The sequence below is a fragment of the Streptomyces sp. NBC_00483 genome (assembly GCF_036013745.1).
In the GTDB taxonomy this organism is placed as follows: Bacteria; Actinomycetota; Actinomycetes; order Streptomycetales; family Streptomycetaceae; genus Streptomyces.
The window spans coordinates 5,333,936-5,358,545 of sequence record NZ_CP107880.1; the positions used below are offsets into that span (position 1 = coordinate 5,333,936).

The following is a 24,610-nucleotide window of genomic DNA, read 5'->3' on the forward strand; positions in this document are numbered from 1 at the left end:
CCCGGTCACCTCCCACCCGCCCGCCCCCTCCGGGGGCTTCGGCCCGTCCGGGGCCCGGCCGTTGGGCGGGGGCGGCGTCTGGGGTGATGGGTGCGCAGGGCCGGGGTTTTGGGGCTGTGTCGTGGCGGGTGCCTCAGGTCGTCGTTGCACGGCACCGGGGCGGTTCCGGCTGCGCCGGTACCCGCTCGTCTCCCACGGCCTGCCCCCTGCGAGGGCTTCGGCCTGCCCGGAGCGGGGCCGAGTCCGGGGCCTGTGGCTGCACCGGTGCCTGGTCGCCCCTCCGGGGGCGCCGGCCCCGGCGCCTCGGCCGGGGTTGGCGCGCAGGGTGGTGGGTGTGCGGCACCGGGGTTTCGGGGCTGTGGCGGGGTCGGCGCCTGTGGTGTTGGGCGCGCGGCACCGGGGGCCGCCTTGCCCACCCTGCCGCCCAAGGCGGCAGATTGCCCAAGGCGGCGGGCCTTGACCGCCATGGGTGGGGAGCCGGGGTTGGCGGCGGATTGCCCAAGGCGAGTTGCGGTCGACCGCCACGGGTGGAGAGCCGCTCCGTGGACATCCGGGCCAGGACGGCGACCTGAATCAAGCCCGTCCGGCGTTTGAGGACGAGCCCGGAGGGCGGCGGGGGGCCGGGGCGTAGCCCCAGGGCTCAGCCGCGGTGCGGGACGCAACGGCCAGGCCGGGGGCCTCGGGCCGGAGCCCCCGGAGGGGGCGGGTGGGTGGGAGGTGAGCGGGGGGAGGGCAGGGACCGCGCCGATGCAGTCCGGCGAGGAATCGCTCCCGCTGCCCCGCCCCGTTGGCGGCGCCGAGCCACCACGCCTGCCTTGCCCCGGCGGCGGCGCCGAGCCACCACGCCTGCTCCGCCCCGGGGGCGGGGTGAAACCACCCCCCGCCCCCGCGGCGAGGCGAAACCACCCCGCCCGGTCGGGGGACGCCCCCTACCTCGCCCGGCGGCGCAAGAGGTAGAAGGCCGTGGCCGTGGCGGCGGCGGTGAGGGTGAGGATCAGGCCCGTTTCGACGAGTTGGAGGGGCCAGAAGTGGGACGGCGGGTGGCCCTCGCGGTAGAAGCCCGTGATGTTGTGCGAGGCGAGGCAGCCGCGGTCGTCGACGCACATGGGGTCGGCGACGCGCGCGCCGGAGCCGGTCAGCGCGCCCTCGGTGGTCATGGAGCCCGCGAAGTAGGGGTAGCCCTCGCGCAGGTCTCCGGTCACCGTGACCGAGGGCCACAGCCGGTCGCGGATCGCGTCGAGCACGCCCACCACCGCAGCCGTGGCGATCAGGGAGTAGGTCGCCGCGGGCAGCGTCCGCCGCGCCAGGAACGCCACGGCCGCGCCGATGGCCAGGCCGAGCAGCGGCATCGCCACGGCCGTCGGGCCGAGGGCGTCGTAGACCGCCGTCGCATCGTGCCAGCGGTTGTCCGCGAGGCCGGGGGCCGCCGAGGCGACGAGTCGGCGGAGGAGGACCAGGACGGTCGTGCCGAGGATCAGGGAGGTCGCGGGCACGTACAGCTTCGTCGCCAGCCAGCGGGCGGGGGAGATGGACTGGGTCCACGCCAACTGGGCCGTGCCCCTGCTCAGTTCGCGCCCGATGAGCAGGCCGCCCGCGAACACCGAGGCCGCCACCGGCACCAGCGTGATCAGCATGTCGGTGAAGGTGAGGACGTAGTGGTACGAGTCCGCGGTGGCGCCCTTCGCCGTGCAGCCGTTCGCCACCGCCGGGTCGCAGTGTCCCGTGATGTCGAGCCCGGCCGTGGCGGGGCCCCACAGCCACAGCAGCAGCGCGCCCGTCACGACGACGAAGGCGATCCACAGCCAGGCGGCTATGCGGTGCAGCCGAAGGACCGTCCGGGGCAGGCCCAGGGGGATCGTGGCGGCGCTCATGCGGCGTCCTCCTTGGTGAGCGGCGTGACCGGCGGCTCGGGCTGGAATCGGCGCAGCACGACGAACGCGGCGACGACGGCCAGCGCGGTGAGCCCGAGCAGGACCCCGGTCTCGGCGAGCTGACGCGGCCAGTAGTCGGGGGAGGGGAGGTAGTGGCGGGTGAAGCCGGTGATGTCGTGCTGGTCGAGGCAGCGCTGCGTCATGCAGCCGGGGTCGCGGATCTCCGCCCCGGTGGAGGTGATCGCCTTGCTGTGCACGGGGATTTCCGGCTGTTGGTAACTGCCCTGGAGCGGCCAGGAGTTGGAGCGGAACGCGCCCACCAGGTACGTCACGATCCCGGCGAGGGCCGCGGCCGACAGCGTGCGCCGCAGCACCAGCGCTGCCAGCACCCCGATGGCCAGGCCGAACAGGGCGTTCGCCACCGTCGCGGGACCCACGGAGAAGTCGAAGTCGCGCGGTCCGATGCCGGCGACGAGCAGATGGTTGCGGCCGCCCCAGACGAGGCGGTAGAGGATCACGACGAGCGTTGTGCCGACGGTGATGAGCAGCGCGGGCACGTACAGCTTCGCCGCCAGCCAGCGGGCGGGGGAGATGGACTGGGTCCATGCCAACTGGGCGGTGCCCTGCTCCAGTTCGCGGGCGATCAGCGGGCCCGCCGCGAAGACGGCGATGGCGCACGCGGCGATCCGGGCCAGCGTCAGTGGATCGTAGAAGAGGGTGTCGAGGCTGTTGCCGATGAACGGCAGGAAGGCGGAGATCGCGCTCTGGAACGCGTTGTCCTGCGCTCCGCCGTAGCCGAGCTTGTCGAACGCCGCCTGGGCGTCCGCGGAGCCGGGGCCCCACAGCCACAGGAGCAGGCCGAGGCTGACCGCCACGTAGCCGATCCACACCCACATCGCACCGCGGTGCAGCCGCAGGACCGTCCACGCCAGGCCGTCGGGTCCGGGCTTCGTGCGGCGCACGGCGGAGGGCTTGTCGAGGGCCGGGGCGCTCATGCGGACACCTCCGTCCGGCGCTGGGCCGCCGTGGTGCCCGGCGTGATCAGGGGCGGGGCGTCGGGCGAGCGGAGGTGGGCCAGGAGCAGCTCCTCCAGGGAGGGCTCCTGGACCTGCCAGCCCTCGCCGATCGACCCGTCCCTGCGGATCAGGGCGGTGACGCCGCGGCCGGAGGCGCGGGACTCGACCACCGTGTGCGGGGCGAGGTCGCCGCGGCCCGTGACCAGGCTGTGCGCGCCGATCAGATCGTCGATGCCGCCGCCGAGCCGGATCCGGCCGCCGCCGAGCAGCAGCAGGTGGTCGCAGGCGTCGGCCAGCTCGGTCACGATGTGCGAGGACATCAGGACGGTCGTGCCGTGCTCGGCCGCGTCCGCCATCAGCGTGCCCATCATCTCGTGCCGCGCCAGCGGGTCGAGGTCGGCCATCGGCTCGTCGAGCAGCATCAGGTCGGGGCGCTTGCCGAGGGCGAGGGCGATCGCGACGCGGGTGCGCTGGCCGCCGGAGAGCGAGCGGATCTTCGCCTTCGGGTCGAGCTCGCCCTGCTCGACGATCTTCGACGCGTACGCGGCGTCCCAGCGCTCCGGGTTGAGCGCGGCGCCCATCTGCAGGGTGTCCGCGACGGACAGCTGGGGGTACAGGGGCTTGCCCTGGGAGAGGTGGGAGACCTTCGCGCGGTGCGTGCCGGGGGCGGCGCCGAGCACCGAGATGCTTCCCGAGGTGGGACGCGACAGGCCGGCCGCGATGGTCAGCAGCGTCGACTTGCCCGCTCCGTTGGGCCCGACGAGCGCGCTGATCCGGCCCTCGGGCAGCCGGAACGAGCAGTCGTCCAGGGCCGCCGCAGCGCGCCTTCCGTAGCGCTTGACGAGGCCGTTCGCCTCGATGGCCGTGCTCATGAAGTCCCCTTGGTCATGGTGCCGAAATGCGCCTCCAGGGCGCTGCCGAACAGGGCCTCGACGTCCTCGCGGTCGAGGCCCGCCTCCTTCGCCCTGCCCGTCCAGTCCTCGAGCTCCGCCCTCAGTGGTGAGTCGCCGGAGCCGGAGCCGAGCGTTGCGCGGACGAACGTGCCGAGCCCGCGCCGGGCCTCGACGAGTCCGGAGCGCTCCAGCTCGCGGTATGCCTTCAGCACGGTGTTCGGATTGATCGCTGTCGCCTCGACGACCTCGCGGGCCGTGGGCAGCTTGTCCCCGGGCTCGAGCAGTCCGAGCCGCAGTGCGTGCTCGGTCTGGTGGACGATCTGGAGGTAGGTGGCGACGCCGGTGTGGCGGTCGATGCGGAATTCGATGACCGGTTCCTGAGCCACGGCGTACCCCCTTTCACTAATCAAGTAGTGAAAGGGTGATGCAAGAGAGGGGGCGGCGTCAAGCGACGCCGCCCCCTCATCTCCGTCCAGCCGGGAAAACCCCAGGTCAGAGGCTTGGAAGTGTCAGAAAGTGTCAGAAGGTCAGGACTCGGTCCGGTACATCAGGTCCGTCTCGTAGGTAGTGAAACCGAGCCGCTCGTACACGCTCACCGCCGCCTTGTTGTCGGCGTCGACGTAGAGCATCGCGGTCGGGAGACCGGCCGCCGCCAGGTGGCGCAGGCCCGTCGCCGTCAGCGCCTTGCCGAGGCCGCCGCCCTGGCCCGCGGGCGCCACCCCGACGACGTACACCTCGCCGAGCCGCTCCTGCGCGTGCACCTTCGTCCAGTGGAAACCGACCAGCTCGTCGCCGCGGAAGGCCAGGAAGAAGCCCGCCGGGTCGAACCAGGACTCCGCCTTGCGGTCGTCCAGGTCGCGCTGGGTGAGGGAGCCCTGCTCGGGGTGGTGGGCGAACGCCGCCGCGTTCACCGCGAGCCACGCCTCGTCGTCCTGACCGGGCACGAACGTACGGATCCGCACCCCGGCCGGCAGGACCGGCTCCGGGAGTTCGAGGTTCGTCAACGGCCGCCGCATCTGCCGCAGTTCGCGGAACAGCGTGAGGCCGAGCACCTGCGCGAGATGCCGCGCCGCGCTGTGCCCGCCGTGCGCCCACACCCGCAGCCGCTTCCCGGAAGCGGCGAGCAGCGCGGCGCCGAGCGCCCGCCCGTGTCCGTGCCCCCGGTGCGCCGGGTGCACGACCAGCTCGGCGGCCGGGGCCTCGATGGGGTCGGTGGCCTCCAGCTGCGCGTAGCCGGCCAGCTCGTCGCCGATGCTGAGCAGCAGATGCCGTACGCCCTCCCGCTCCCCTCCCCGCAGTTGCAGCCGGCCCTGCTCGGACACGGCCTGCTGGCCGTCCGTGCGGGCGGCCTCGGTGAGCAGGTCGAGCACCTTGGCGGACTGCTCGGCGGACAGGGTGGTCAGGGTGTCGATCCGGCGGCCCGAAGCGGTCGGATCACTGGTGGGGGCGGGGTCCGTGGTCATGGATACGAGGGTAGACCGGGGGTGTGGTCCCGCCTCGTTGTCCGTCGTGCCACGGGTGGGCTCCGCCCGGGGCGGGGGTCTGGTGCGCGGCACCGGGCTTACGTCACGGGGCTCCGCCCCGGACCCCGCGCCTCAAACGCCGGCGGGGCTGGATTGGCTCACCCGGACCTGATTGGCCCACCGCCCCAATCCCCTGTCGCGCTACGCGCGTTGACTCTAGGCTGCCTCCACATCAACGGTCGTCGCACCGCACCCCCAGGGGGACCACATGTACGCACAGACCAAGAGACCCCGGCGCCGCCTGCGTGCGGTGCTCGCGGGTGCTGCCACTCTCGTCACCGCCGGCGCGCTGATGGCCGCGCTGCCCGCCGGGGCGGCGCCGCAGAAGGGCGCGGCGGGTGGGCGGTACCAGGACGTACAGCTGCTGTCCTTCAATGATTTTCACGGGAATCTGGAGCCGCCCGCCGGGTCCTCAGGGCAGGTCACCGAGGACCAGGCCGACGGCACCACCAAGAAGATCGACGCGGGCGGCGTCGAGTATCTGGCGAGCTCCCTGCGCAAGGCCCGCCAGGGCCACCCGTACAGCGTCACGGCCGCCGCGGGCGACCTGATCGGCGCCAGCCCGCTGCTGTCCGGCCTGTTCCACGACGAGCCGACCGTCGAGGCCATGAACAAGCTCGACCTGGACGTGACCTCGGTCGGCAACCATGAATTCGACGAGGGTTCGGGGGAGTTGGCGCGGCTGCAGAAGGGCGGCTGCCATCCGAAGGACGGCTGTTACGAGGACGGCCGCACCTTCGAAGGCGCCGACTACCCCTACCTGGCCGCGAACGTCACCGACGAGAAGACCGGCAAGCCGGCCCTGGCCCCCTACTGGGTGTGGAAGCACAAGGGCGTGAAGGTCGGCTTCATCGGCGTCACGCTCGAAGGCACGCCGGACATCGTGTCGGCCGAGGGCGTCAAGGGCCTGAAGTTCCACGACGAGATCGAGACCGTCGACAAGTACGCGAAGATCCTCGACAAGCAGGGCGTGAAGTCGATCGTCGCGCTGGTCCACGAGGGCGGCGCCCCGGCCTCGGCCTCGTACAACTACGACTGTGACGCGGGCGGCGCGGGCAGCGGCATCTCGGGCCCGATCGTCGACATCGCCAAGGGCATCACGTCGAAGGTCGACGCCCTGGTCACCGGGCACACCCACAACGCGTACGCGTGCACGATCCCGGACCCGGCCGGCAAGCCGCGCATGGTCACGTCCGCGTCCTCCTTCGGGAAGCTCTACACGGACACGACCCTGACGTACGACCGCGCCACCAAGGACGTCGTCCGTACGTCGGTGAAGTCGCCGACCTCCGAGAACCACGTCGTCACGCGGACGCAGGCGAAGGCCGCCGACATGACGGCGCTGATCGGGCAGTGGAACAAGCTGGCCGCGCCGGTCGCGAACCAGCCCGTCGGCTTCATCTCCGCCGATGTTCCCGGCCGGGGCGCCACGACCCCCGAAGCGCCGCTCGGCGATCTCATCGCGGACGCCCAGCTGGCGCACGCCAAGTCCCTCGACCCCAAGGCGTCTCTGGCCCTGATGAATCCGGGCGGTATCCGCTCCGACCTGGTGTTCAAGGCGAGCGGCAGCGAGGGCGACGGCGTGGTGACGTACGGAGAGGGCTTCGCCGTGCAGCCGTTCAGCAACACCGTCAATCTGGTCGACCTGACCGGGGAGCAGCTCGTCACCGCGCTCAAGCAGCAGGTCAGCGGTGCGAACGCGGCCTCACCGAAGATCCTTCAGCCCTCGGCGGGACTCGCGTACACGCTCGACATGACCAAGTCGGGGGCCGACCGGGTCGTCACCGACTCGATCAGGCTGAACGGGGCCGCCATCGACCCGGCCGCCACCTACCGCGTCGCGATGAACTCCTTCCTCGCGGGCGGCGGCGACGGCTTCGCGGCGCTCGGGGCGGGAAAGAATCCGCTGGTCGGAAGCGATGACCTGAAGGCGTTCAACGACTATCTGACCGCCAACTCCTCGGCCTCGAACCCGATCGCGCCGCCGAAGGCGGACCGGATCACGATCGTCAAGTAGCTGAAACAAAGCTTGCATTGGGGTGGCCTACGGTTGAACAGTGGGTCACCCCACACGTGTGAAGGATGTTTGTGCGATTGGTGGGGGTGTGTGATGGAATCGGCCGATGCGCACCCCCCACCGCATGGCCGACGCCCCCATAGCCGACGACTACATATACGACGAGCGCGCAGCGGACGAGCACGCAGCGTTCGACGACTGGTTTGATGGCGGGGCGGAGGATTCGGTTCCACCCGACCACAGGCGAGCAGGACGACGCAGGCGCCGCAGCCGCCTCGCCGGGCTCTCCTTCGCGCTCAAGGGCCTGATCGCGATCCTCGTCCTGTGCGGATTCCTCGCCCTGGCCGACCGCTGGGCGGTGCTCTACGCCGAGAACAAGGCGGCGCAACAGATCAAGAAACAAATGAAGTTGACGGCCGCGCCCGAGGTGGAGATCAGTGGCTTCCCGTTCCTCACCCAGCTCGCCGACCGCCGCATCCACGAGCTGAAGGTGACCGTCCCCGACGTCGCCGCCGACCGCGTCACCCTCGCCAAGGTCTCCGCGACCGCGCACAACGTACGCATCAAGGGCTCGGGCCCCACCGACATCAGCGGCGCCTACGCCGACACGATCCACGGCGAGGTGCTGCTCAGCTTCGCCGACCTGAACAGGGAACTGGGCTCGTCCCAGGTCACGTTCAGTGGGCACGGGAAGAACAAGGTGCTCGCGCGCGGCACCCTGCCCGTCGCCGGGCACGACGTGAAGGTGCGGGCGGACGCGAACATCCAGCGGCTCGGCGCGTCCGGGATCTCCACGGACATCGACAACATGAGCCTGGCCATCGGCGACCTCGCCACCTACCGCCCCGGCACCCGCTCCTCCGAGGGCCTGCACCTCACGCGCTCCTCCGTGGACAAGCTCACCAAGCAGGTGGACAAGGCGCGGCAGCTGCTCGCCGTCCCCGCGGTGGTCAAGCGTCTCGGAGTGCCGGACAGCGCGGTGCAGCAGGCGCTGAACAGCGACGCGAAGCTGCGTGAGCTGACAGGGACGCCGCGCTTCGTGAAGCAGCTGATGGGTACGAACCTGATCGACATCGCGCTCGCCCACCCCGCGCTCCTGAAGAAGTTCGGCCTCGACCCGGCGCTGCTCGACGGCCTCACCCGCCTCACCCGGCCCGAACTCGCCGACCGCCTCTCCCTCGCCTTCCGGCTGCCGAAGCTGCCGGGCGACGACGGATATGTGCGGTTGCAGGACGTGACCGTGGAGAAGGAAGGGATCCGGGTGGACCTGTCGGGCGGCGGGCTCTCCGTCGGCAAGTGACCGACAGGACTCGGGTGCGCTACGGGATCTCCGGCGGCGGCGTCGGCGCTCCCGGCAGGACCAGCGTGGCGATGGTGCCGCCGCCGTCCGCCGCCGAGAGCGCGACCTGGCCGCCACTGGCCTCGACCGTGCGCGCCACGATCGACAGGCCGAGCCCCGAACCCGGCAGGGCGCGCGCGGTCGGCGAGCGCCAGAACCGGTCGAAGACGTACGGGAGTTCATCGTCCGGGATGCCGGGGCCGTGGTCCCGCACGGTGAGCGTGCCGCGCATCAGCCGGACCTCGACGCGGCCCTTCTTCGGGCTGAACTTCACGGCGTTGTCCAGCAGGTTCACGACCGCCCGCTCGAGCGCCGCCGGCTCGGACCGTACGTACCAGGGGGCCAGCTCGGTGTCGAAGGTCAGCTCGGGGCCGCGCAACCGGGCACGCTCGACGGCGCTGCGGACCGTGTCGTGCAGCGAGACCACCTTCAACGGCCCTTCGGCCCCGGTCAGTCCCGTACGCGACAGCTCCTGAAGGTCGCCGATCAGCGCGGCCAGCTCCGTCATCTGGGCCTTCACCGACGCCATCAGCGCCTTGCGGTCCTCAGGGGGGATGGAGCGGCCGGTCTCCTCGATCCGGGTGAGCAGTTCGATGTTGGTACGCATCGAGGTCAGCGGCGTCCGCAGCTCGTGACCCGCGTCGGCGATGAGCTGCTGCTGGAGCTCGCGGGAGCTTGCCAGCGAGGCGTTCATCGCGTTGAACGAGGCCGCGAGCCGCGCGATCTCGTCGTCGCCCTCGACCGGGATCCTGACCGTGAGGTCCTCGGTCCTGGCCACGTGCTCGACGGTCTCGGTGAGCTGGTCGACGGGGCGCAGTCCGGTGCGGGCGATCCACAGGCCGGCGGCCGTGGAGCCGAGTACGCCGATGCCGCCGACGAGGAGGAGGACCCAGGCGAGGGTGGTGAGGGGCTTGCTGACCTCGTCGAGGGGGCTCGCGATGGAGACCGCGACGTTGTTGATCCGCTGGTTGTTGTCGGTGTCGACGACCGGGACGGTCAGGACGCGCATGGCCTGCCCTTCCGCGTCGTCCGTGGTGTGCAGCGCGTTGTCCTGGCTGCCGGACGCCACGGCCAGGTCGGAGGACTGCACGGGGATCTCGGTGTCGTCCGGCGAGGTACAGACGCGGCCGTCGCTGTAGACGACCTGAACCGTCGGGCCCGGCAGGCCGCGCAGCCTGGCGTCGTTGTTGCAGGTGGTGGCGATCGCGGACACCTGGCCCTTGCTGACCGTGCTGATCTGGTGCCGCAGGTCCTTGTCCAGCTGCGAGTACAGCTGTCCACGCGTGATGAACCAACACGTCACCGCCACCGCGGCCACCGCCGCGGCCACCGCCACCGCGACGAGCAACGCGATCCGCGACCGCAGCGGCAGCGTCCGCAGCCGCCGTACGAGCTTGCTCACTCGCCGGTCCCGTCCGATCGCAGCACGTACCCCACACCCCGCACCGTGTGCACGAGGCGCGGTTCGCCGCCCGCCTCGGTCTTGCGCCGCAGGTACATCACGTACACGTCGAGCGAGTTGGAGGACGGCTCGAAGTCGAAGCCCCAGACCGCCTTGAGGATCTGCTCGCGGGTGAGGACCTGGCGGGGGTGGGCCAGGAACATCTCCAGGAGCGTGTACTCGGTGCGGGTCAGCTCGACCGCGCGCCCGCCGCGCGTGACTTCGCGGGTCGTCAGGTCCATGCGCAGGTCGGCGAAGGAGAGGGCGTCGGAATCGTCGCCGCCGCCGTCGGCCCCGGACGCGTACGAGCTGCGCCGCAGCAGGGCCCGTACCCGGGCGAACAGTTCGTCGAGCTCGAACGGCTTGACCAGGTAGTCGTCGGCGCCCGCGTCGAGGCCCGTGACGCGGTCGCCGACCGTGTCACGGGCGGTGAGCATGAGGATCGGGGTGGTGGATCCCGTGGCGCGCATCCGGCGGGCCGCGGTCAGGCCGTCCATGCGGGGCATCTGGATGTCGAGGACGACCAGGTCGGGGCGGTACGCGGCGACCTTCTCCAGGGCGTCCGCGCCGTCGACCGCGACCTCGGTGGCGTAGCCCTCGAAGGCGAGGGAGCGCTGGAGCGCCTCCAGTACCGCGGGCTCGTCGTCGACGATGAGGATGCGGTGCGGTTCGCCTTCGGCGGGGCTCATGGTCAGTGTTTCCTGTCGGTGGGTACGGGTGGGCGGTCGGCGTCTCTCAGCCTCGCACGGCCACCCCGGGTGTGGCGTCAGCTGTCGCTGCCGCCGGCTCGCAGCGTGTCCAGGTCCGCCTTGACCGTGTTGATCGGGATGGCGAAGCCGAGGCCCACGCTGCCGTTGCTGGAGGCCGACGTGGAGGAGTCCGAAGCGGACGAGTACATCGCCGAGTTGATGCCGACGATGTTGCCGTTCATGTCGATGAGCGCGCCACCGGAGTTGCCGGGGTTGAGCGACGCGTCCGTCTGAATGGCCTTGTACGTCGTCTTGGACGAGCCGGTGTCGCCGTTGAACTCCTGGCCGCCGTACTCGAACGGCCACTGGCCGCTGCCGCCGCCCTGCTGCTGTTGCTGCTGCTGGTCCTCGTCGGTGGAGACGGTGACATCGCGCTGGAGCGCGGAGACGATGCCGCTGGTCACGGTGCCGGTCAGGCCCTCGGGGGAGCCGATCGCGACGACGTCGTCGCCGACCTTGACGCCCTCGGAGTCGCCGAGCGTCGCGGCCTTGAGGCCGGAGGCGTTCTTCAGCTTGATGAGCGCGAGGTCCTTCTTCGCGTCGGTGCCGACGACCTCCGCCGTGTACGTCTTGCCGTCGCTCGTCGAGACCTTGACGGAGGAGGCGCCGGACACGACGTGGTTGTTGGTGACGATCTCGCCGCCGCTCGTGATGATCACGCCGGAGCCGGTCGAGGAACCGGAGCCGAGCGTCGCGTTGATCTCGACGATCGACGGGCTGACCGCCTCCGCGACGCCGGACACGGTGCCCTTCTTGCTGCTGGGCACCACTGTGGTGCTGGTGGAGGACGAGGCCGTGGCGGAGCCGGTCAGCTCCTGGAAGGCGTACGCGGTGCCGCCGCCGACGGCCGCCGCCGCGATCGCCACCGCCGTGATGAGCCCGGCCGGTCCGCGCAGCCGCTTCTTCTTCGGGCTGCCGTGCTGCGGCTGCTCGTGCTGCGGGTGCTCCTGCTGCGACTGCTGCGCCTGCTGCGAGTACTCCTGCTGCGGGTGCTCGTAACGCGGCTGCTCGTAACGCGGCTGCTCGTGCGTCTGCTCGGAGAGCACCACGCCCGGCAGGTACGGGGGCTGCGGAGGGTAGGCCTGGGAGTCATCGCCGCTTCGGCGGTAGGTCTCGGTCATGGCACCAAGCCTGTGGCGCGTACATGAGAGCCGGCTGAGTGCGCCCTGAGAGTCCCAGCAGAACCCTGTTTGCCCGAAGTAAAGACCCGAAGTAAAGACGGGTCGGCGGAGCCTACGGGCAGCCGCAGGACTGCCGGACGACCAGCCGCGAGGGGAACAGCTTCAGCCGCTCGCGCCGCGACCCGGCCACCCGCAGCGAGTCGTCCAGGACGAGGTCCACGGCGGCCCGCGCCATCGCGGGCCGGTCCGAGGCGACGGTGGTCAGCGGCGGATCAGTGAGCCCCGCCTCCTTCACGTCGTCGAACCCGGCCACCGCGAGCTCGCCCGGCACGTCGAGGCGCAGCTCGCGCGCGGCCCGCAGCACCCCGATGGCCTGGTCGTCCGTGGAGCAGAAGATCGCGGGCGGCCGGTCGGGCCCGGCCAGCAGGCCGAGCGCCACCTTGTAGGCGTCGTAGCGGTTGTACGGCGCCTCGAAGAGCCGGCCGTCGATGGACCGCCCCGCCTCCTTCATGGCGCGACGCCAGCCCTCGACGTGGTCGGAGACCGGGTCGCCGACGGACGGGGTGTCCGCGGTGCCGCCCAGGCAGGCGACGTACTCGTGGCCGTGCTCCAGGAGGTGCCGGGTGGCGAGCTGGGCGCCGCCGACGTCATCGGTCACGACCGCGACGTCGTCGATCGCCTCGGGCCGCTCGTGCAGCAGCACGACGCGGGCGTCCCAGGCCTCGATCTCGTTCGCCGCGAGGTCGTTGAAACCGTGCGAGACGAGGATCAGGCCCGAGACCCGCATGCCGAGGAAGGCGCGCACATAGTGCACCTCACGGTCGGGCGTGTAGTCCGAGTTGCCGACCAGCACCATTTTTCCGCGCTCGGACGCCGCCTGTTCGACGGCGTGCGTCATCTCCGCGAAGAACGGCTGGCGCGCGTCCGGCACGATCATGCCTATGAGGTCGGTACGCCGCGAGGCCATGGCCTGGGCGACCCGGTCGGGCCGGTACCCCAGCTCCTTGATCGCGGCCTGCACGCGCTCGCGCGTGGCCGGGGCGACCGGCCGGGGTCCGTTGTTGATCACGTAGGACACGACGGCGGTCGAGGTACCCGCCAGTCGCGCCACATCGTCCCGAGTCACCTTGGCCACGCGCGGAGTCTACGCGGATGGACCACCCTCTGGGCAGGGCGTGAGCCGCACCGCTAACGGCGCACGGGGGCCGGGCGGCCCACTCCGTCCACGGGGGACGGAACCTTGTCCGTGTTTTCTGCGGTATCCGCCTTGTTCGCGGCCGCGGCCCGCTGCTCGGCCTCCCGTTCCGCCTGCTTCTCGGCCCGCGCCTCGGCGTTCTTCTCCGCCTTCTTCTCCGGCTTCTCCGGGGTGACGAAGCGGTAGCCCACGTTGCGCACGGTGCCGATCAGCGACTCGTGCTCCGGCCCGAGCTTGGCCCGCAGCCTTCGCACGTGGACGTCCACGGTCCGGGTGCCGCCGAAGTAGTCGTAGCCCCAGACCTCCTGGAGCAGCTGGGCGCGCGTGAACACGCGACCGGGGTGCTGCGCCAGGTACTTCAGGAGCTCGAACTCCTTGAAGGTCAGGTCGAGGACCCGGCCCTTGAGCTTCGCGCTGTAGGTCGCCTCGTCCACCGACAGATCACCGTTGCGGATCTCCATGGGGGAGTCGTCGGTGACGATCTGCTGCCGGCCCATCGCGAGCCGGAGGCGTGCCTCGACCTCCGCGGGTCCCGCGGTGTCCAGGAGTACGTCGTCGATGCCCCAGTCCGCGGTGACGGCCGCGAGGCCGCCCTCCGTCACGACGAGCACCAGCGGACAGCCGGGCCCCGTCGAGCGGAGCAGCTGACAGAGACTGCGGACCTGCGGGAGGTCTCGGCGCCCGTCGATGAGGATGACATCGGCACCTGGTGTGTCGACGAGTGCGGGGCCCTCCGCCGGAGCCACTCGCACGTTGTGCAGGAGCAGGCCGAGAGCGGGGAGCACCTCCGTCGACGGCTGAAGGGCATTCGTAAGGAGCAGCAGAGAACTCATCGCCGCCCACCTGCCTGGGTCGTCATACGTTCGTGCACGGTTCGCTCGCCCATAACGTCTGGTTCCTCCTCGGGTCCCTACGAGGACGTTTGCGGCACTGCTTCGTACTGGCAGGAGACCCCGCGCCCTGGGGTTCTGACCTGCTGTTTTGCCTGTGTTTTCGGGGCGTCGTATACAACGCCCTTGAAAGCACAAAAGGACCCGGGGGCTGCATTGCCCGAGTCCTCTTCCCAGCAGAATAGCCCACATGAGTTGGGGTCCGGCAGGTGACAAGCGTGGATCTTCTGTGTGGCCGATCACGGAACGGAGACAACGCGTGATGCTCCGGACACACGACGGAGTCGCCATCGAGGCCTCCTACGAGCCCGGTCCCGGCGGCCCCGAAGCCCCGGCGATCGTGCTCGCGCACGGCTTCACCGGCGATCTGGAACGGCCCCATGTGCGCCGCGCGGCAGCGGTGTTCGCGCAGCGTGCGGCCGTGGTCACGTTCTCGTTCAGGGGGCACGGACGCTCCGGCGGACGGTCCACGGTCGGCGACAAGGAAGTGCTCGATCTCGCGGCGGCGGTCGAATGGGCGCGCTCGCTCGGCCACGCGCGCGTGGTGACGGTCGGCTTCTCCATGGGCGGTTCCGTGGTGCTGCGGCAGGCCGCGCTGCACAGGGGGCGCACGGAAGCGCACGTTGACGGGGTCGTCGCGGTGAGCGCCCCCGCCCGGTGGTTCTACCGCGGCACGGCCCCGATGCGGCGGGTGCACTGGGCGGTGACCCGGCCCGCGGGGCGCCTTGTCAGCCGCTTCGGGCTGGGCACGCGGATCCACCCGTACGACTGGGACCCGGTCCCGCTCTCCCCGGTCGAGTCGGTCCCGCTGATCGCGCCGACCCCGCTGCTCGTGGTGCACGGCGACCGCGACCCGTACTTTCCCGTCGACCACCCCCGGATGCTGCTCGGGGCGGCGGCCGACGGAGGCGCGGAGCTGTGGCTCGAAGCGGGGATGGGCCACGCCGAGAACGCGGCGAGCGACGAGCTGATCGAGCGGATCGGGGCGTGGGTCGTGGCGACGCTTGCCGCACAATAGGACGCCGCACACAGAGCAGTACCGAGAGAGCAGAGCGGGACCGAGAGAGGAGTCGGGATGGCGCAGGGCACGATCCGCTTCTGGGCGGCGGCCAAGGCCGCCGCCGGCGTCGCGGAGGAGCCGTACGAGGCCGAGACCCTGGCCGCGGCGTTGGACACGGTGCGCACGCGGCACCCCGGCGATCTCGTCCGGGTCCTCCAGCGCTCCTCGTTCCTCGTCGACGGGAACCCGGTCGGGACCCGCGGCCATGAGACGGTACGGCTTGCCGAGGGCGGCACGGTCGAGGTGCTCCCGCCGTTCGCAGGAGGATGACACCCCGATGAGCAACAACCAGCAGTACCCGTACCAGTACGACCCTCAGTACGACCCGTATGGGCAGCCGCAGCAGCAGTACCAGGATGAGGCCACGCAGCAGTGGCAGGGCAGTACGTGGGACACCCAGGTGCAGCCGTCGGCGGTGCCGCAGCAGGGGTACGAGTACGGGGGGCCTCCGGCTCAGCAGTGGTCGTACGAGGCTGCGCCGCAGGGGCCTGCGACGGGCCCCGCCCCGCAGATGTCGGAGGAGCCCACCGCGCGGGGCTCCGCGGGCTCTCGTCCCAGCGCGGGGCCTGATGTGGCCACCGCTGCCCAGCGCGCCCGCGCCGAAGGCCGTTCGCCCATCATCGAACCCGGGCTCCAGCCTGCCGCGCTCACCGCCGTGCTTGCGCTGTTGCTCGCCGGTGGTGCCGCCATCGGCTCGTACGCGCTGCTCGTGCCGCTGGTGGTGTTGCAGGCGGTCACGGCCGCGGGCTGGTTCCGGCTCAACGGGATGTGGCCCGCCCGCCAGGGCATCGCGCTCGCCTTCATGGGCGGCGTCGTCGCGGACATCGCGCTGCTCGTGGCCGGCCGCGACAACGGCCCCGCCGCGATCCTCGGCACGCTCGGCGTCTGGGTGCTGCTCACCCTGGTCCTCCAACTGCGTTCGCACGCCGAGCCCGACGAGCGGATGTACGGCCTGATGGCGACGGTCGCCTCCGCGGCGCTCGCGATCGTGGCGACCGGGCATCTCGCGGCCGATCCCGAGGCGGTGACGGTCGGCGGGGTGGCCGTGGCGGTCGCGATCGTGGCCCGCGCGCTGCCGCTGCCGACCGTCGTGTCCGTCGTCGTCGCGCTGCTCGCGGCCACCGGTGCGGGGATCGCCGCCGGCGGTATGACCGACCTGGGTTCGGGCGGCGCCTTCCTCGGCCTCGGTGCGGGTGCCTGCGCCGTCATCGGCCACCGGGTCGCGTCGTACGACTACCCGTCGCGGTTTGTGCACATGACGGCGGGCGTGGCGCTTCCGCTGGCCGCTGCCGCACCGGCGGTGTGGTTGCTGGGCCGCGCACTCGGCTAGCGGCCGTGCGGCGCGGTTCGCGTACCCTCCGGGCCATGCGCGCACTGCGAATACTGTTGATATTTGTCGTCGTCATCGGCGGCCTTTTTGTGGCGGCCGACCGGATCGCGGTCCACTTCGCCGAGAGCAAGGCCGCCGACAAGATCCGCACGAGCGAGGGGCTGGGGCAGACCCCCGACGTGTCGATCAACGGCTTCCCGTTCCTGACCCAGGTCGCGGGCGGCACCCTGGACGACGTCCAGCTCGGCATCCAGGACTTCGAGGCGAAGAGCGGCAAGAGCGACGGCGCCGCCATCCGTATCGCGGACCTCAAGGCCGAGATGCACGGCGTGAAGTTCGACAGCAGCTACAGCTCCGCCACCGCCGACTCGGCCACCGGCACCGCCCGTATCGACTACACCGAGCTCCTCAAGGCCGTGAAGAAGGAGGGCCCGGCGCAGGTCGCGCCCGGCATCTCCGCGTGGATCGACGGGCTCGCGTACGGCGGCGACCACAAGGTCAAGGTCACGGTCGCGATCAAGACCCCGCTCGGCACGGTGCGGCCCACGGTGCGCAGCACGGTCGACGTCGACGGCGGCAAGCTCTCCGCGCGCGCCGACAGCCTGCCGGACGTGAGCGCGTTCAAGCTGGCGGACGGACCACTCCGGGGCGTCACCGACTTCCAGCAGGCGCTCGACGACCTGCCGGCCGGTATCAAGCTCGACCGGGTGCAGGCCGTCGGTCAGGGCATCGAGATCACGGTGAAGGGTTCGGATCTCGACCTGGTCGGGTAGGCCCGGGGAGATGCCGAAACGGGCCCGGGGCGCCATCGGTCCGAACTGCGAGACGACGGCGTCCGCAGAGTAGATGTCACCGGGCGTCCGGCGGTGCGGTGGCGGGGCGAATGCCGTCCCGGATCGCGATCGTTCTCATATTCCGGACGATCTCGTCTCACCATCCGACACGCCGGTGACACGGCCGCCGGTACGTCCTTACGATCGGACCCATGAAGCGACAGGCGGATCTCACGAAGCGGCGGGCAGTAGACCTGTGCCGCGTCGCCGCCATGCTCTGTCGCGCCGCCTGAGTGGGACGGATCAACTCCCGCTTTCCCCGGACCCCTTGAGGCCTACGTCTCGGGGTCCCCGTGCAGCTACGCACACCCCTTTCGCATACCCCCGCAACTGCCCCGGAGGAATCAGCATGAGCCGCAGCGACGTCCTGGTAGACGCCGACTGGGTCGAGGCCAACCTCGACAACGACAACGTGGCGCTGGTCGAGGTGGACGAAGACACGTCCGCGTACGACAAGAACCACATCAAGAACGCGATCCGGATCGACTGGACCAAGGACCTTCAGGACCCGGTCCGCCGTGACTTCATCGACCAGGCCGGCTTCGAGGAGCTGCTGTCGAAGAAGGGCATCGGCAACGACACGACCGTCGTCCTCTACGGCGGCAACAACAACTGGTTCGCCTCCTACGCCTTCTGGTACTTCAAGCTCTACGGCCACCAGGACGTGAAGCTCCTCGACGGCGGCCGCAAGAAGTGGGAGCTCGACTCCCGCGACCTGGTCGACGGCGCGCAGGTTCCGAACCGTCCGGCCACGCAGTACAAGGCCAAGCCGCAGGACACGTCGATCCGCGCCTTCCGCGACGACGTCGTCAATGCGATCGGCAACCAGAACCTCGTCGACGTGCGTTCGCCCGACGAGTTCTCCGGCAAGCTGCTCGCCCCGGCCCACCTCCCGCAGGAGCAGTCGCAGCGTCCGGGCCACGTCCCGTCCGCGCGCAACATCCCGTGGTCGAAGAACGCCAACGACGACGGCACGTTCAAGTCGGACGACGAGCTCAAGGCCCTGTACGAGGACGAGCAGGTCGACCTCGCCAAGGACACCGTCGCGTACTGCCGCATCGGTGAGCGCTCCGCGCTCACCTGGTTCGTGCTGCACGAGCTGCTCGGCCAGGAGAACGTCAAGAACTACGACGGCTCGTGGACCGAGTACGGCTCCCTCGTCGGCGTGCCGATCGAGCTCGGCGCCAACAAGTAACCCCAGCGACCTTTACTTCCTAGGAGAGCAACATGTGCGGAGCGAAGGCCGGCGGCCCCGACGCCTCGACGATCAAGCCCGGTGAGACCACCATCCAGGGCCAGGTGACCAAGGACGGCGAGCCCGTCACCGGTTACGTGCGCCTGCTGGACTCGACCGGCGAGTTCACCGCCGAGGTCCCCACCTCGGCCACGGGCCAGTTCCGCTTCTACGCGGCCGAGGGCACGTGGACCCTGCGCGCCCTGGTCCCCGGCGGCCAGGCCGACCGTACGGTCGTCGCCCAGACCGGCGGCCTCGCCGAGGTCGCGATCGCCGTCTGAGCGGTCACACACAACGGCTGAAGGGCCGCACCCCGCCTGGGTTGGACGCCACTGGTACGGGTGCGGTCCTTCGGCATGTACGGAGCCGGAGCCGGGCCGCCCGCACGGGCTTACGCTGAAGGTATGTACGCACGGCGGAAGCACGCCTACTTCGCCATGATGGGCGTATGCATCGCCCTGTTCGTCCTGGCCTGGGGCGTCGTACGGCTCTGGTCGGTGCCCGCGGCGGTCGCCATGTGCGTCGTCGCCATGGTCATCCCGCCCTTCGCGGCCATCGTCGCCAACCGGCGAGGGCCCGACGACCGCTGGTGGGACGACCCCTCCGGCGATCCGAAGTCCGACGAGTGGTGGGACGAACTGGACGGCAAGAAGCGTCACCAGTGACACCCCAGTGGCACCCGAGTCGCACCCGCTGTGACCGACCTCGCCGAGAGCGCCGGTGCCCGGACGACTACAGTGGTGTCCGGCTCTGTTATCCGCATACGTTCCGCTCACCGAGGAGCAATCCCGTGCTTGAGGCCTTCTTCTCCACCCTTCTCGTCCTGGTCTGCGTCGGCGTCGTCGCCTTCGCGGGTCTGACCGTGAAGAAGCTGTACCAGGGCCAGCGCTGACCCCCCACTGAGAGACGTCTGAACCGCTCATGATCCAGATCCCGTCCGACCTGCACCCCGACCTCGTCCCCCTCGCCTTCCTCCTGGGCGACTGGGCGGGCGCCGGCGTCACCGACTTCCCGGGCGCCGAGAAGGCCAACTTCGGTCAGGAGGTCTCCTTCACCCACGACGGGCGGGACTTCCTGGAGTACCACTCGCACTCCTGGATCCTGGACGCCGAGGGCAACAAGGTGAAGCCCCTGGAGTCCGAGTCCGGCTTCTGGCGGATCTCCGCCGCCGAGGGTGACAAGGGCCGCCCCAGCCAGGTCGAGGTCGTCATGGTCCGCGACGACGGCGTCGTCGAGGTCTGGTACGGCGAGCTCGCCGACAAGAAGCCGCAGATCGACATCGCCACGGACGCGGTGGCCCGCACGGCGGCCTCCGGCCCGTACAGCGGCGGCAAGCGCCTCTACGGCTACGTGAAGAGCGACCTCATGTGGGTCGGCGAGAAGCAGACCCCCGAGGTTCCGCTGCGCCCCTACATGTCGGCCCAGCTCAAGAAGGTCGTCTCCCCCGACGAGGTCGCCGAGATGGCGCGCAACCTCCCGGACATGCCGGACGACGGCATCGCGTTCTTCAAGTAGGCCGAATCGCTCTCTCCAAGTAGTTCTAGACTCGTCGGTGTGGTGAGCACCGAAGGCATCGACTGGAAGAGCGATCTGCGGCAGCGCGGCTACCGGCTGACGCCGCAGCGCCAGCTTGTCCTGGAAGCCGTGGACACCCTGGAGCATGCGACCCCCGACGACATTTTGTGCGAAGTGCGCAAGACGGCGTCGGGGGTCAACATTTCGACGGTCTACCGGACCCTCGAGCTCCTGGAGGAGCTCGGGCTCGTCTCGCACGCCCATCTCGGTCACGGCGCGCCCACGTACCACCTCGCCGACCGGCACCATCACATCCATATGGTCTGCCGGGACTGTACGAACGTGATCGAGGCGGATGTGGACGTGGCGGCGGAGTTCACCGCCAAGCTGCGCGAGGAGTTCGGTTTCGACACCGACCTCAAGCACTTCGCGATCTTCGGGCGCTGCGAGAACTGCGCCAAGAACGCCAAGAACAAGGGGCGGACGCAGGAATAAGCGCGTCCGCCCACTCGTCGTAGTGTGTGTGAACATGCAGCGACATTCAACGAGCAGCCCCCTGCTGGCCCTGCCCGGCGCCGTTCCCGCCGAGGGCGTGGACGAAGGCGTCGCCGCGCACTACGGCGACCTGTTCCGCGAACAGCGGGCCCTCGCCGACGGGGCGGGCGTCGTCGACCTGTCGCACCGCGGCGTGATCACGGTCACCGGCGCCGACCGGCTGAGCTGGCTGCACCTGCTGCTCACCCAGCACGTGGAGCAGCTGGAGCCGGACCGGGCCACCGAGGCGCTGATCCTCTCCGCCAACGGGCACATCGAGCACGCCCTGTACCTCGTCGACGACGGCACGACGACGTGGGCGCACGTGGAACCGGGCACGCAGGAGTCCCTCCTCGCGTACCTGGAGTCCATGAAGTTCTTCTACCGGGTCGAGACCGCCGACCGGACCGACGAGTTCGCCGTCGTGCACCTGCCGGCCGGGTCGATCGCGCCGGTGCCCGACGGGGTGGTCGTGCGCGAGACGCCGCACGGCCGCGACCTGTTCCTGCCGCGCGCCGACCTGGAGTCGTACGCGGGTGAGAACGGCCCGACGGTCGGGCTGCTCGCCTACGAGGCGCTGCGCGTCGAGCAGCACCGCCCGCGCTTCGGCTTCGAGACGGACCACCGCACCATTCCGCACGAGCTGGGCTGGATCGGCTCGGCCGTGCATCTGCAGAAGGGCTGCTACCGGGGGCAGGAGACCGTCGCCCGCGTGCACAACCTCGGCAAGCCGCCGCGGCGGCTCGTCTTCCTGCACCTGGACGGCAGCGAGGTGCACCTGCCGCCGCACGGCGCCGAGGTGCGGCTCGCCGCGGACGGCCCCGAGGGCCGCAAGATCGGTGTCGTGACGACCTCCGTGCGCCACCACGAGCTCGGCCCGATCGCGCTCGCGGTCATCAAGCGGAACGTGCCGGCCGACGCGGAGCTCCTCGCGGAGGCCACGGCGGCGGCGCAGGAGATCGTCGTAGAACCCTGATTCGCTGGGGAATCACATCTCCAGGAGCACCGTGAACGGGCCGTCGTTCGTCAGGGACACTCGCATCTGCGCCCCGAACCGGCCCGTCGCCACGGTCGCGCCGAGCGCCCGCAGCTGCGCCACGACCTCGTCGACCAGCGGCTCGGCGACCGGTCCTGGCGCGGCGGCGTTCCAGGTGGGGCGGCGGCCCTTGCGGGCGTCTCCGTAGAGCGTGAACTGGCTGATCACGAGGAGCGGCGCATTGATGTCGCTGCACGACTTCTCATCGGCCAGCATCCGCACCGACCAGAGTTTGCGGGCCAGTTGGGCCGCCTTCTCCTTGGTGTCCTCGTGCGTGACCCCGACGAGGACGCACAGGCCCTCGCCCTTGATCTCGCCGACCGTCTCGTCGTCCACGACGACGCTCGCGCCGTCCACCCTCTGCACCACTGCTCGCATACGGCCATCATGCCGTGCGCCGTTTTTCCTTCTCCCCAAGGGGTTTGGCATACTCCCCAACCCCCCATCCGGGGCGGATCTGGGGCACTCGGGCCCGAAGTGGGCACTGGGAGTGGCACCATGCTGACACGCGGTGCGTCGGTGGCGTGCGGCGCGGTCCGGTCGAGGGGACGGTAAGCAGACCATGGATACCCATGCCATGAGCCACACAACGAGTACGGGGCTGCCCGGGCAGCCCGTATCGCTGACGCACAGGGAACGGGTGGCCCCGCTGACCCGCCCGCCGGCCCAGCGGACCGACAGCCCGGAACTGCCCGCCGTGCCCGCCCCGGACCTGTCGGCCCTGCGCCTGCCGGAGCTGCGCACGCTGCGCCGCGACTCCCAGCAGAACGAGGCGGACCTGAGCTACGTACGACGCCTGCTCCAGGGCCGTATCGACATCCTGCGGGCCGAGCTGGGCCGGCGGAAGGACCCCGAGTCGCCCGTCGTGGACCGGCTCTCGGAGATCCTGCGGGACCAGCCGACGCGGCAGCGCTCGTCGGCCCGGCACGTCACGCTCGGCACCCCGCACAGCGAGGAGTCCCGGCGCCTCGCCCAGGAGATGCTCGCCGAGGTCGAACTCTCCGACCTGGCGGCGCGGACGGACGACGAACTGCTCGCGGCGATGGGCCGCCTCGTCCGCTACGAGCAGCTGGTCTCGCGCCGCCGCCACCAGCTGCAGCGCACGGCGGACGACTGCAGCGCGGAGATCGCTCGCCGCTACCGGGCGGGCGAGGCCCAGGTCGACGACCTCCTGACCGGCACGACGGGCTTCACCGGCGACTGAGGGGCACATCAAGCCCGCTCTGAGACGAGAGCCTGCGGGGCCGGGGCGGGCGACCGGGGCAAAACCAGCCCCGCCGGCGTTTGAGGCGCGGGGGCCGGGGCGGAGCCCCGCGGCGGGGGAAGAATCGGGGCGACACGCACGTCGGGGCCCGCCTAGCGTGAGCTCATGAGTAACCGTGCCGCCACCCCTGATGACCGCGAAGCAATAGACGTCCGGGCCGTCACCGAGGACGAGCTGCCCGACTGGTGCCGCACCCTCGACACCGGCTTCCTGCGCCCCCCGACCGCCTCACCCCAGAGGGTCGCCAAGGTCCGCTCCCACTTCGACCTCACCCGCACCCGCGCCGCCTTCGCCCCCGCCGGAGGCGACGGCACCCGCCAGGTCGCCACCTTCCGCTCCTTCGCGCAGGAGCTCACCGTGCCGGGTGGCGCCACCGTCCCCACGGACGCGATCACCAACGTCACCGTCAGCCCCACGCACCGCCGCCGCGGCCTGCTCAGCCGCATGATGGCCGCCGACCTCGCCGAGGCGAAGGAACGCGGCGACGTCGCGGCCACGCTGATCGCCGCCGAGTACCCGATCTACGGCCGGTTCGGCTTCGGCCCCGCGACCACCACCACGACCTGGGAGATCGACGTGGTGCGGTCCGGTCTCGACGCCCGCTGGTCGGGGCCCGACGGCGGCGGCCGGGTGGACATGGCCGACGCCGAGGAGATCCGCAAGGTGGGCCCGGAGCTGCACACGAAGCTGCGCGGACGGGTCGCCGGTCTTGTCTCGCGCGGCGAGCAGTGGTGGCAGTACAACACCGGCCTGTGGCCGACCCCGGAGGACCCGTGGACGGAGCCGTTCTACGCGGTGTACCGCAACGCGCGCGGCGAGGTGGAGGGCCTGGTCGCGTACCGCACGGAGGCCCGGTTCAACGACCACATGCAGCCGACGTGCACGGCGAAGGTGCAGGACCTGCTCGCTCTCACCCCGACCGCCGAGCGGGCCCTGTGGCACTTCGTCTGCTCGGTCGACTGGGTCACCGTCGTGGAGAGCGGGCACCGCGCCTCGGACGACCTGTTGCCGGACCTCCTCCCGGACCCGCGCGCGGCCCGCGTGACGCAGCAGGCCGACTTGATGTGGGTGCGGATCCTGGACGTCGTACGGGCCCTGGAAGCGCGCTCGTACGACACCAGCGGGGAGATCGCGTTCGAGGTGCTCGACCCCGCGGGGCTCGCGGGCGGGCGGTTCACGTTGACGGCGGCGCCCGGTGGGGCGGTCTGTTCGCCGGGCGCCGCCTCGACCCAACTCACGGTCGACGTACGCGAGTTGGGTGCTCTGTGGCTGGGCGGCGAGTCCGCGGTGCGGCTCGCCGCCCTGGGGCGGATCGTGGAGCACGAGGAGGGTGCGGCCGCCGGGCTCGGCGCCCTGCTGCGGACCTCGCGGCGGCCGTGGTGCCCCGATGTGTTCTGAGCCGCGGCCCTTGGTGATCTGGGCCGCGACCCCATTCACGTACGACGTACTGACGATGTGCTGACGACGTACTGACCGACCGGGCTCCCGGCTCCCCTCCGGAAGGGAGCCCGGTCAGCCGCTCTGGGCGAGCAGCATCACGAGGACGACGGCCCCGATGCCGCTGATCACGGTGTTCTTGGCCTTGAGGCCGATGGAGAGAACGATGAAGGCGATGATGCCCATCGGCCCGTACTTCCACTGGATGAGCTGCTCGAACCCGATGGCGAGTGCGGCGATGACGATGGCGAAGAGCGGCATTGTCCTACCTCCTTCAGGACCTGAGGTCCTTAGTGGTGACCAACTTCAGGT

At 70.9% G+C, this 24,610-nt stretch carries 27 protein-coding genes; 15 read left to right on the forward strand and 12 right to left on the reverse strand.

What is annotated here, in order from left to right; translation table 11 throughout:
- Positions 1 to 929 precede the first annotated feature (929 nt).
- From OHA73_RS23840 to mshD, 5 genes are all read right to left on the reverse strand, one after another.
- On the reverse strand, positions 930 to 1,871 hold the full coding sequence (locus tag OHA73_RS23840; protein ID WP_327656074.1) for an ABC transporter permease: 942 nt from the start codon (positions 1,869 to 1,871) through the stop codon (positions 930 to 932).
- Positions 1,868 to 2,866 carry a hypothetical protein gene (locus OHA73_RS23845; protein WP_327656075.1) on the reverse strand — a complete coding sequence of 333 codons (999 nt, stop codon included), beginning with the start codon at positions 2,864 to 2,866 and terminating at the stop codon, positions 1,868 to 1,870. Before OHA73_RS23845 ends, OHA73_RS23840 begins: the two co-directional genes overlap by 4 nt.
- Positions 2,863 to 3,759, reverse strand: a complete 897-nt coding sequence (locus OHA73_RS23850; protein WP_327656076.1) for an ABC transporter ATP-binding protein — start codon at positions 3,757 to 3,759, stop codon at positions 2,863 to 2,865. The genes OHA73_RS23845 and OHA73_RS23850 overlap by 4 nt, the downstream gene beginning before the upstream one ends.
- Complete coding sequence (locus OHA73_RS23855) at positions 3,756 to 4,166, reverse strand: GntR family transcriptional regulator (protein WP_266712479.1); 411 nt, start codon at positions 4,164 to 4,166, stop codon at positions 3,756 to 3,758. Before OHA73_RS23855 ends, OHA73_RS23850 begins: the two co-directional genes overlap by 4 nt.
- A 141-nt stretch (positions 4,167 to 4,307) precedes the next feature.
- The gene (gene mshD / locus OHA73_RS23860) at positions 4,308 to 5,243 is read right to left on the reverse strand and encodes a mycothiol synthase (protein WP_266712481.1); all 936 of its coding nucleotides are present in this window, start codon (positions 5,241 to 5,243) and stop codon (positions 4,308 to 4,310) included.
- 268 nt (positions 5,244 to 5,511) lie between these two features.
- On the opposite strand from mshD, the gene OHA73_RS23865 reads away from it, so the two are divergent.
- Positions 5,512 to 7,320: a bifunctional metallophosphatase/5'-nucleotidase gene (locus OHA73_RS23865; protein ID WP_327656077.1), complete on the forward strand. Its 1,809-nt coding sequence runs from the start codon at positions 5,512 to 5,514 to the stop codon at positions 7,318 to 7,320.
- Between the two features lie 106 nt (positions 7,321 to 7,426).
- Positions 7,427 to 8,620 (forward strand): LmeA family phospholipid-binding protein, encoded by a 1,194-nt coding sequence (locus OHA73_RS23870; RefSeq protein WP_327656078.1) that lies wholly within the window; start codon positions 7,427 to 7,429, stop codon positions 8,618 to 8,620.
- 19 nt (positions 8,621 to 8,639) lie between these two features.
- On the opposite strand, the gene OHA73_RS23875 is transcribed toward OHA73_RS23870, so the two are convergent.
- The 5 genes from OHA73_RS23875 to OHA73_RS23895 all read right to left on the reverse strand — a co-directional run bounded on the left by OHA73_RS23875 (position 8,640) and on the right by OHA73_RS23895 (position 13,998).
- A complete protein-coding gene (locus tag OHA73_RS23875) occupies positions 8,640 to 10,061 on the reverse strand; it encodes a HAMP domain-containing sensor histidine kinase (RefSeq protein ID WP_327656079.1) in 1,422 nt (473 codons plus the stop codon).
- Positions 10,058 to 10,789 carry a response regulator transcription factor gene (locus tag OHA73_RS23880; RefSeq protein ID WP_266712489.1) on the reverse strand — a complete coding sequence of 244 codons (732 nt, stop codon included), beginning with the start codon at positions 10,787 to 10,789 and terminating at the stop codon, positions 10,058 to 10,060. Before OHA73_RS23880 ends, OHA73_RS23875 begins: the two co-directional genes overlap by 4 nt.
- 77 nt (positions 10,790 to 10,866) lie before the next feature.
- Positions 10,867 to 11,970, reverse strand: coding sequence for a S1C family serine protease (locus OHA73_RS23885; RefSeq protein ID WP_327656080.1), 1,104 nt, complete (start codon positions 11,968 to 11,970; stop codon positions 10,867 to 10,869).
- Positions 11,971 to 12,082: 112 nt separating this feature from the next.
- Entirely contained in the window at positions 12,083 to 13,105 is a 1,023-nt protein-coding gene (locus tag OHA73_RS23890) for a LacI family DNA-binding transcriptional regulator (RefSeq protein ID WP_266712493.1), read from the reverse strand.
- Positions 13,106 to 13,158: 53 nt separating this feature from the next.
- Positions 13,159 to 13,998 carry a response regulator transcription factor gene (locus tag OHA73_RS23895; protein WP_267069730.1) on the reverse strand — a complete coding sequence of 280 codons (840 nt, stop codon included), beginning with the start codon at positions 13,996 to 13,998 and terminating at the stop codon, positions 13,159 to 13,161.
- Between the two features lie 247 nt (positions 13,999 to 14,245).
- Between OHA73_RS23895 and OHA73_RS23900 the strand changes: the two genes are divergently transcribed.
- The 11 genes from OHA73_RS23900 to ygfZ all read left to right on the forward strand — a co-directional run bounded on the left by OHA73_RS23900 (position 14,246) and on the right by ygfZ (position 21,537).
- Positions 14,246 to 15,073 (forward strand): alpha/beta hydrolase, encoded by an 828-nt coding sequence (locus tag OHA73_RS23900; protein WP_443063117.1) that lies wholly within the window; start codon positions 14,246 to 14,248, stop codon positions 15,071 to 15,073.
- Positions 15,074 to 15,130: 57 nt separating this feature from the next.
- Positions 15,131 to 15,385: a MoaD/ThiS family protein gene (locus OHA73_RS23905; protein ID WP_327656081.1), complete on the forward strand. Its 255-nt coding sequence runs from the start codon at positions 15,131 to 15,133 to the stop codon at positions 15,383 to 15,385.
- Between the two features lie 7 nt (positions 15,386 to 15,392).
- Entirely contained in the window at positions 15,393 to 16,445 is a 1,053-nt protein-coding gene (locus OHA73_RS23910; protein WP_327656082.1) for a hypothetical protein, read from the forward strand.
- Between the two features lie 35 nt (positions 16,446 to 16,480).
- Positions 16,481 to 17,218 (forward strand): LmeA family phospholipid-binding protein, encoded by a 738-nt coding sequence (locus tag OHA73_RS23915; protein WP_266712501.1) that lies wholly within the window; start codon positions 16,481 to 16,483, stop codon positions 17,216 to 17,218.
- Positions 17,219 to 17,430: 212 nt separating this feature from the next.
- Entirely contained in the window at positions 17,431 to 17,511 is an 81-nt protein-coding gene (locus OHA73_RS45780; RefSeq protein ID WP_352133573.1) for a putative leader peptide, read from the forward strand.
- Between the two features lie 116 nt (positions 17,512 to 17,627).
- A complete protein-coding gene (locus OHA73_RS23920; protein WP_266712502.1) occupies positions 17,628 to 18,473 on the forward strand; it encodes a sulfurtransferase in 846 nt (281 codons plus the stop codon).
- A gap of 32 nt (positions 18,474 to 18,505) precedes the next feature.
- The gene (locus OHA73_RS23925) at positions 18,506 to 18,793 is read left to right on the forward strand and encodes a DUF1416 domain-containing protein (protein WP_266712503.1); all 288 of its coding nucleotides are present in this window, start codon (positions 18,506 to 18,508) and stop codon (positions 18,791 to 18,793) included.
- 123 nt (positions 18,794 to 18,916) lie between these two features.
- Positions 18,917 to 19,177, forward strand: coding sequence for a DUF3099 domain-containing protein (locus OHA73_RS23930; RefSeq protein WP_266712504.1), 261 nt, complete (start codon positions 18,917 to 18,919; stop codon positions 19,175 to 19,177).
- A gap of 256 nt (positions 19,178 to 19,433) precedes the next feature.
- Positions 19,434 to 20,027, forward strand: a complete 594-nt coding sequence (locus OHA73_RS23935) for an FABP family protein (protein WP_327656083.1) — start codon at positions 19,434 to 19,436, stop codon at positions 20,025 to 20,027.
- 39 nt (positions 20,028 to 20,066) lie between these two features.
- Entirely contained in the window at positions 20,067 to 20,522 is a 456-nt protein-coding gene (locus OHA73_RS23940) for a Fur family transcriptional regulator (RefSeq protein WP_266712506.1), read from the forward strand.
- A gap of 34 nt (positions 20,523 to 20,556) precedes the next feature.
- Positions 20,557 to 21,537 (forward strand): CAF17-like 4Fe-4S cluster assembly/insertion protein YgfZ, encoded by a 981-nt coding sequence (gene ygfZ / locus OHA73_RS23945; protein WP_266712507.1) that lies wholly within the window; start codon positions 20,557 to 20,559, stop codon positions 21,535 to 21,537.
- Positions 21,538 to 21,549: 12 nt separating this feature from the next.
- Here ygfZ and dtd read toward each other — a convergent pair whose 3' ends face one another.
- On the reverse strand, positions 21,550 to 21,975 hold the full coding sequence (gene dtd / locus OHA73_RS23950) for a D-aminoacyl-tRNA deacylase (protein ID WP_327656084.1): 426 nt from the start codon (positions 21,973 to 21,975) through the stop codon (positions 21,550 to 21,552).
- A gap of 199 nt (positions 21,976 to 22,174) precedes the next feature.
- Here dtd and OHA73_RS23955 point away from each other — a divergent pair, with 199 nt between their 5' ends.
- Positions 22,175 to 22,801, forward strand: a complete 627-nt coding sequence (locus OHA73_RS23955) for an RsiG family protein (RefSeq protein ID WP_443063118.1) — start codon at positions 22,175 to 22,177, stop codon at positions 22,799 to 22,801.
- 165 nt (positions 22,802 to 22,966) lie between these two features.
- Positions 22,967 to 24,259, forward strand: a complete 1,293-nt coding sequence (locus OHA73_RS23960; RefSeq protein WP_327656085.1) for a GNAT family N-acetyltransferase — start codon at positions 22,967 to 22,969, stop codon at positions 24,257 to 24,259.
- Between the two features lie 114 nt (positions 24,260 to 24,373).
- Here OHA73_RS23960 and OHA73_RS23965 read toward each other — a convergent pair whose 3' ends face one another.
- On the reverse strand, positions 24,374 to 24,559 hold the full coding sequence (locus OHA73_RS23965) for a hypothetical protein (RefSeq protein WP_327656086.1): 186 nt from the start codon (positions 24,557 to 24,559) through the stop codon (positions 24,374 to 24,376).
- Positions 24,560 to 24,610: the final 51 nt, after the last annotated feature.

Coding starts and splice junctions, on each gene's coding strand:
- ygfZ (WP_266712507.1), top strand. CDS start 20,557: ATGCAGCGACATTCAACGAGCAGCCCCCTGCTGGCCCTGCCCGGCGCC.
- OHA73_RS45780 (WP_352133573.1), top strand. CDS start 17,431: ATGAAGCGACAGGCGGATCTCACGAAGCGGCGGGCAGTAGACCTGTGC.
- OHA73_RS23965 (WP_327656086.1), bottom strand. CDS start 24,559: ATGCCGCTCTTCGCCATCGTCATCGCCGCACTCGCCATCGGGTTCGAG.
- OHA73_RS23870 (WP_327656078.1), top strand. CDS start 7,427: ATGCGCACCCCCCACCGCATGGCCGACGCCCCCATAGCCGACGACTAC.
- OHA73_RS23845 (WP_327656075.1), bottom strand. CDS start 2,866: ATGAGCGCCCCGGCCCTCGACAAGCCCTCCGCCGTGCGCCGCACGAAG.
- OHA73_RS23905 (WP_327656081.1), top strand. CDS start 15,131: ATGGCGCAGGGCACGATCCGCTTCTGGGCGGCGGCCAAGGCCGCCGCC.
- OHA73_RS23915 (WP_266712501.1), top strand. CDS start 16,481: ATGCGCGCACTGCGAATACTGTTGATATTTGTCGTCGTCATCGGCGGC.
- dtd (WP_327656084.1), bottom strand. CDS start 21,975: ATGCGAGCAGTGGTGCAGAGGGTGGACGGCGCGAGCGTCGTCGTGGAC.
- OHA73_RS23840 (WP_327656074.1), bottom strand. CDS start 1,871: ATGAGCGCCGCCACGATCCCCCTGGGCCTGCCCCGGACGGTCCTTCGG.
- OHA73_RS23960 (WP_327656085.1), top strand. CDS start 22,967: ATGAGTAACCGTGCCGCCACCCCTGATGACCGCGAAGCAATAGACGTC.
- OHA73_RS23935 (WP_327656083.1), top strand. CDS start 19,434: ATGATCCAGATCCCGTCCGACCTGCACCCCGACCTCGTCCCCCTCGCC.
- OHA73_RS23885 (WP_327656080.1), bottom strand. CDS start 11,970: ATGACCGAGACCTACCGCCGAAGCGGCGATGACTCCCAGGCCTACCCT.
- OHA73_RS23955 (WP_443063118.1), top strand. CDS start 22,175: ATGAGCCACACAACGAGTACGGGGCTGCCCGGGCAGCCCGTATCGCTG.
- OHA73_RS23865 (WP_327656077.1), top strand. CDS start 5,512: ATGTACGCACAGACCAAGAGACCCCGGCGCCGCCTGCGTGCGGTGCTC.
- OHA73_RS23850 (WP_327656076.1), bottom strand. CDS start 3,759: ATGAGCACGGCCATCGAGGCGAACGGCCTCGTCAAGCGCTACGGAAGG.
- OHA73_RS23925 (WP_266712503.1), top strand. CDS start 18,506: ATGTGCGGAGCGAAGGCCGGCGGCCCCGACGCCTCGACGATCAAGCCC.
- OHA73_RS23910 (WP_327656082.1), top strand. CDS start 15,393: ATGAGCAACAACCAGCAGTACCCGTACCAGTACGACCCTCAGTACGAC.
- OHA73_RS23930 (WP_266712504.1), top strand. CDS start 18,917: ATGTACGCACGGCGGAAGCACGCCTACTTCGCCATGATGGGCGTATGC.
- mshD (WP_266712481.1), bottom strand. CDS start 5,243: ATGACCACGGACCCCGCCCCCACCAGTGATCCGACCGCTTCGGGCCGC.
- OHA73_RS23895 (WP_267069730.1), bottom strand. CDS start 13,998: ATGAGTTCTCTGCTGCTCCTTACGAATGCCCTTCAGCCGTCGACGGAG.
- OHA73_RS23900 (WP_443063117.1), top strand. CDS start 14,246: ATGAGTTGGGGTCCGGCAGGTGACAAGCGTGGATCTTCTGTGTGGCCG.
- OHA73_RS23920 (WP_266712502.1), top strand. CDS start 17,628: ATGAGCCGCAGCGACGTCCTGGTAGACGCCGACTGGGTCGAGGCCAAC.
- OHA73_RS23880 (WP_266712489.1), bottom strand. CDS start 10,789: ATGAGCCCCGCCGAAGGCGAACCGCACCGCATCCTCATCGTCGACGAC.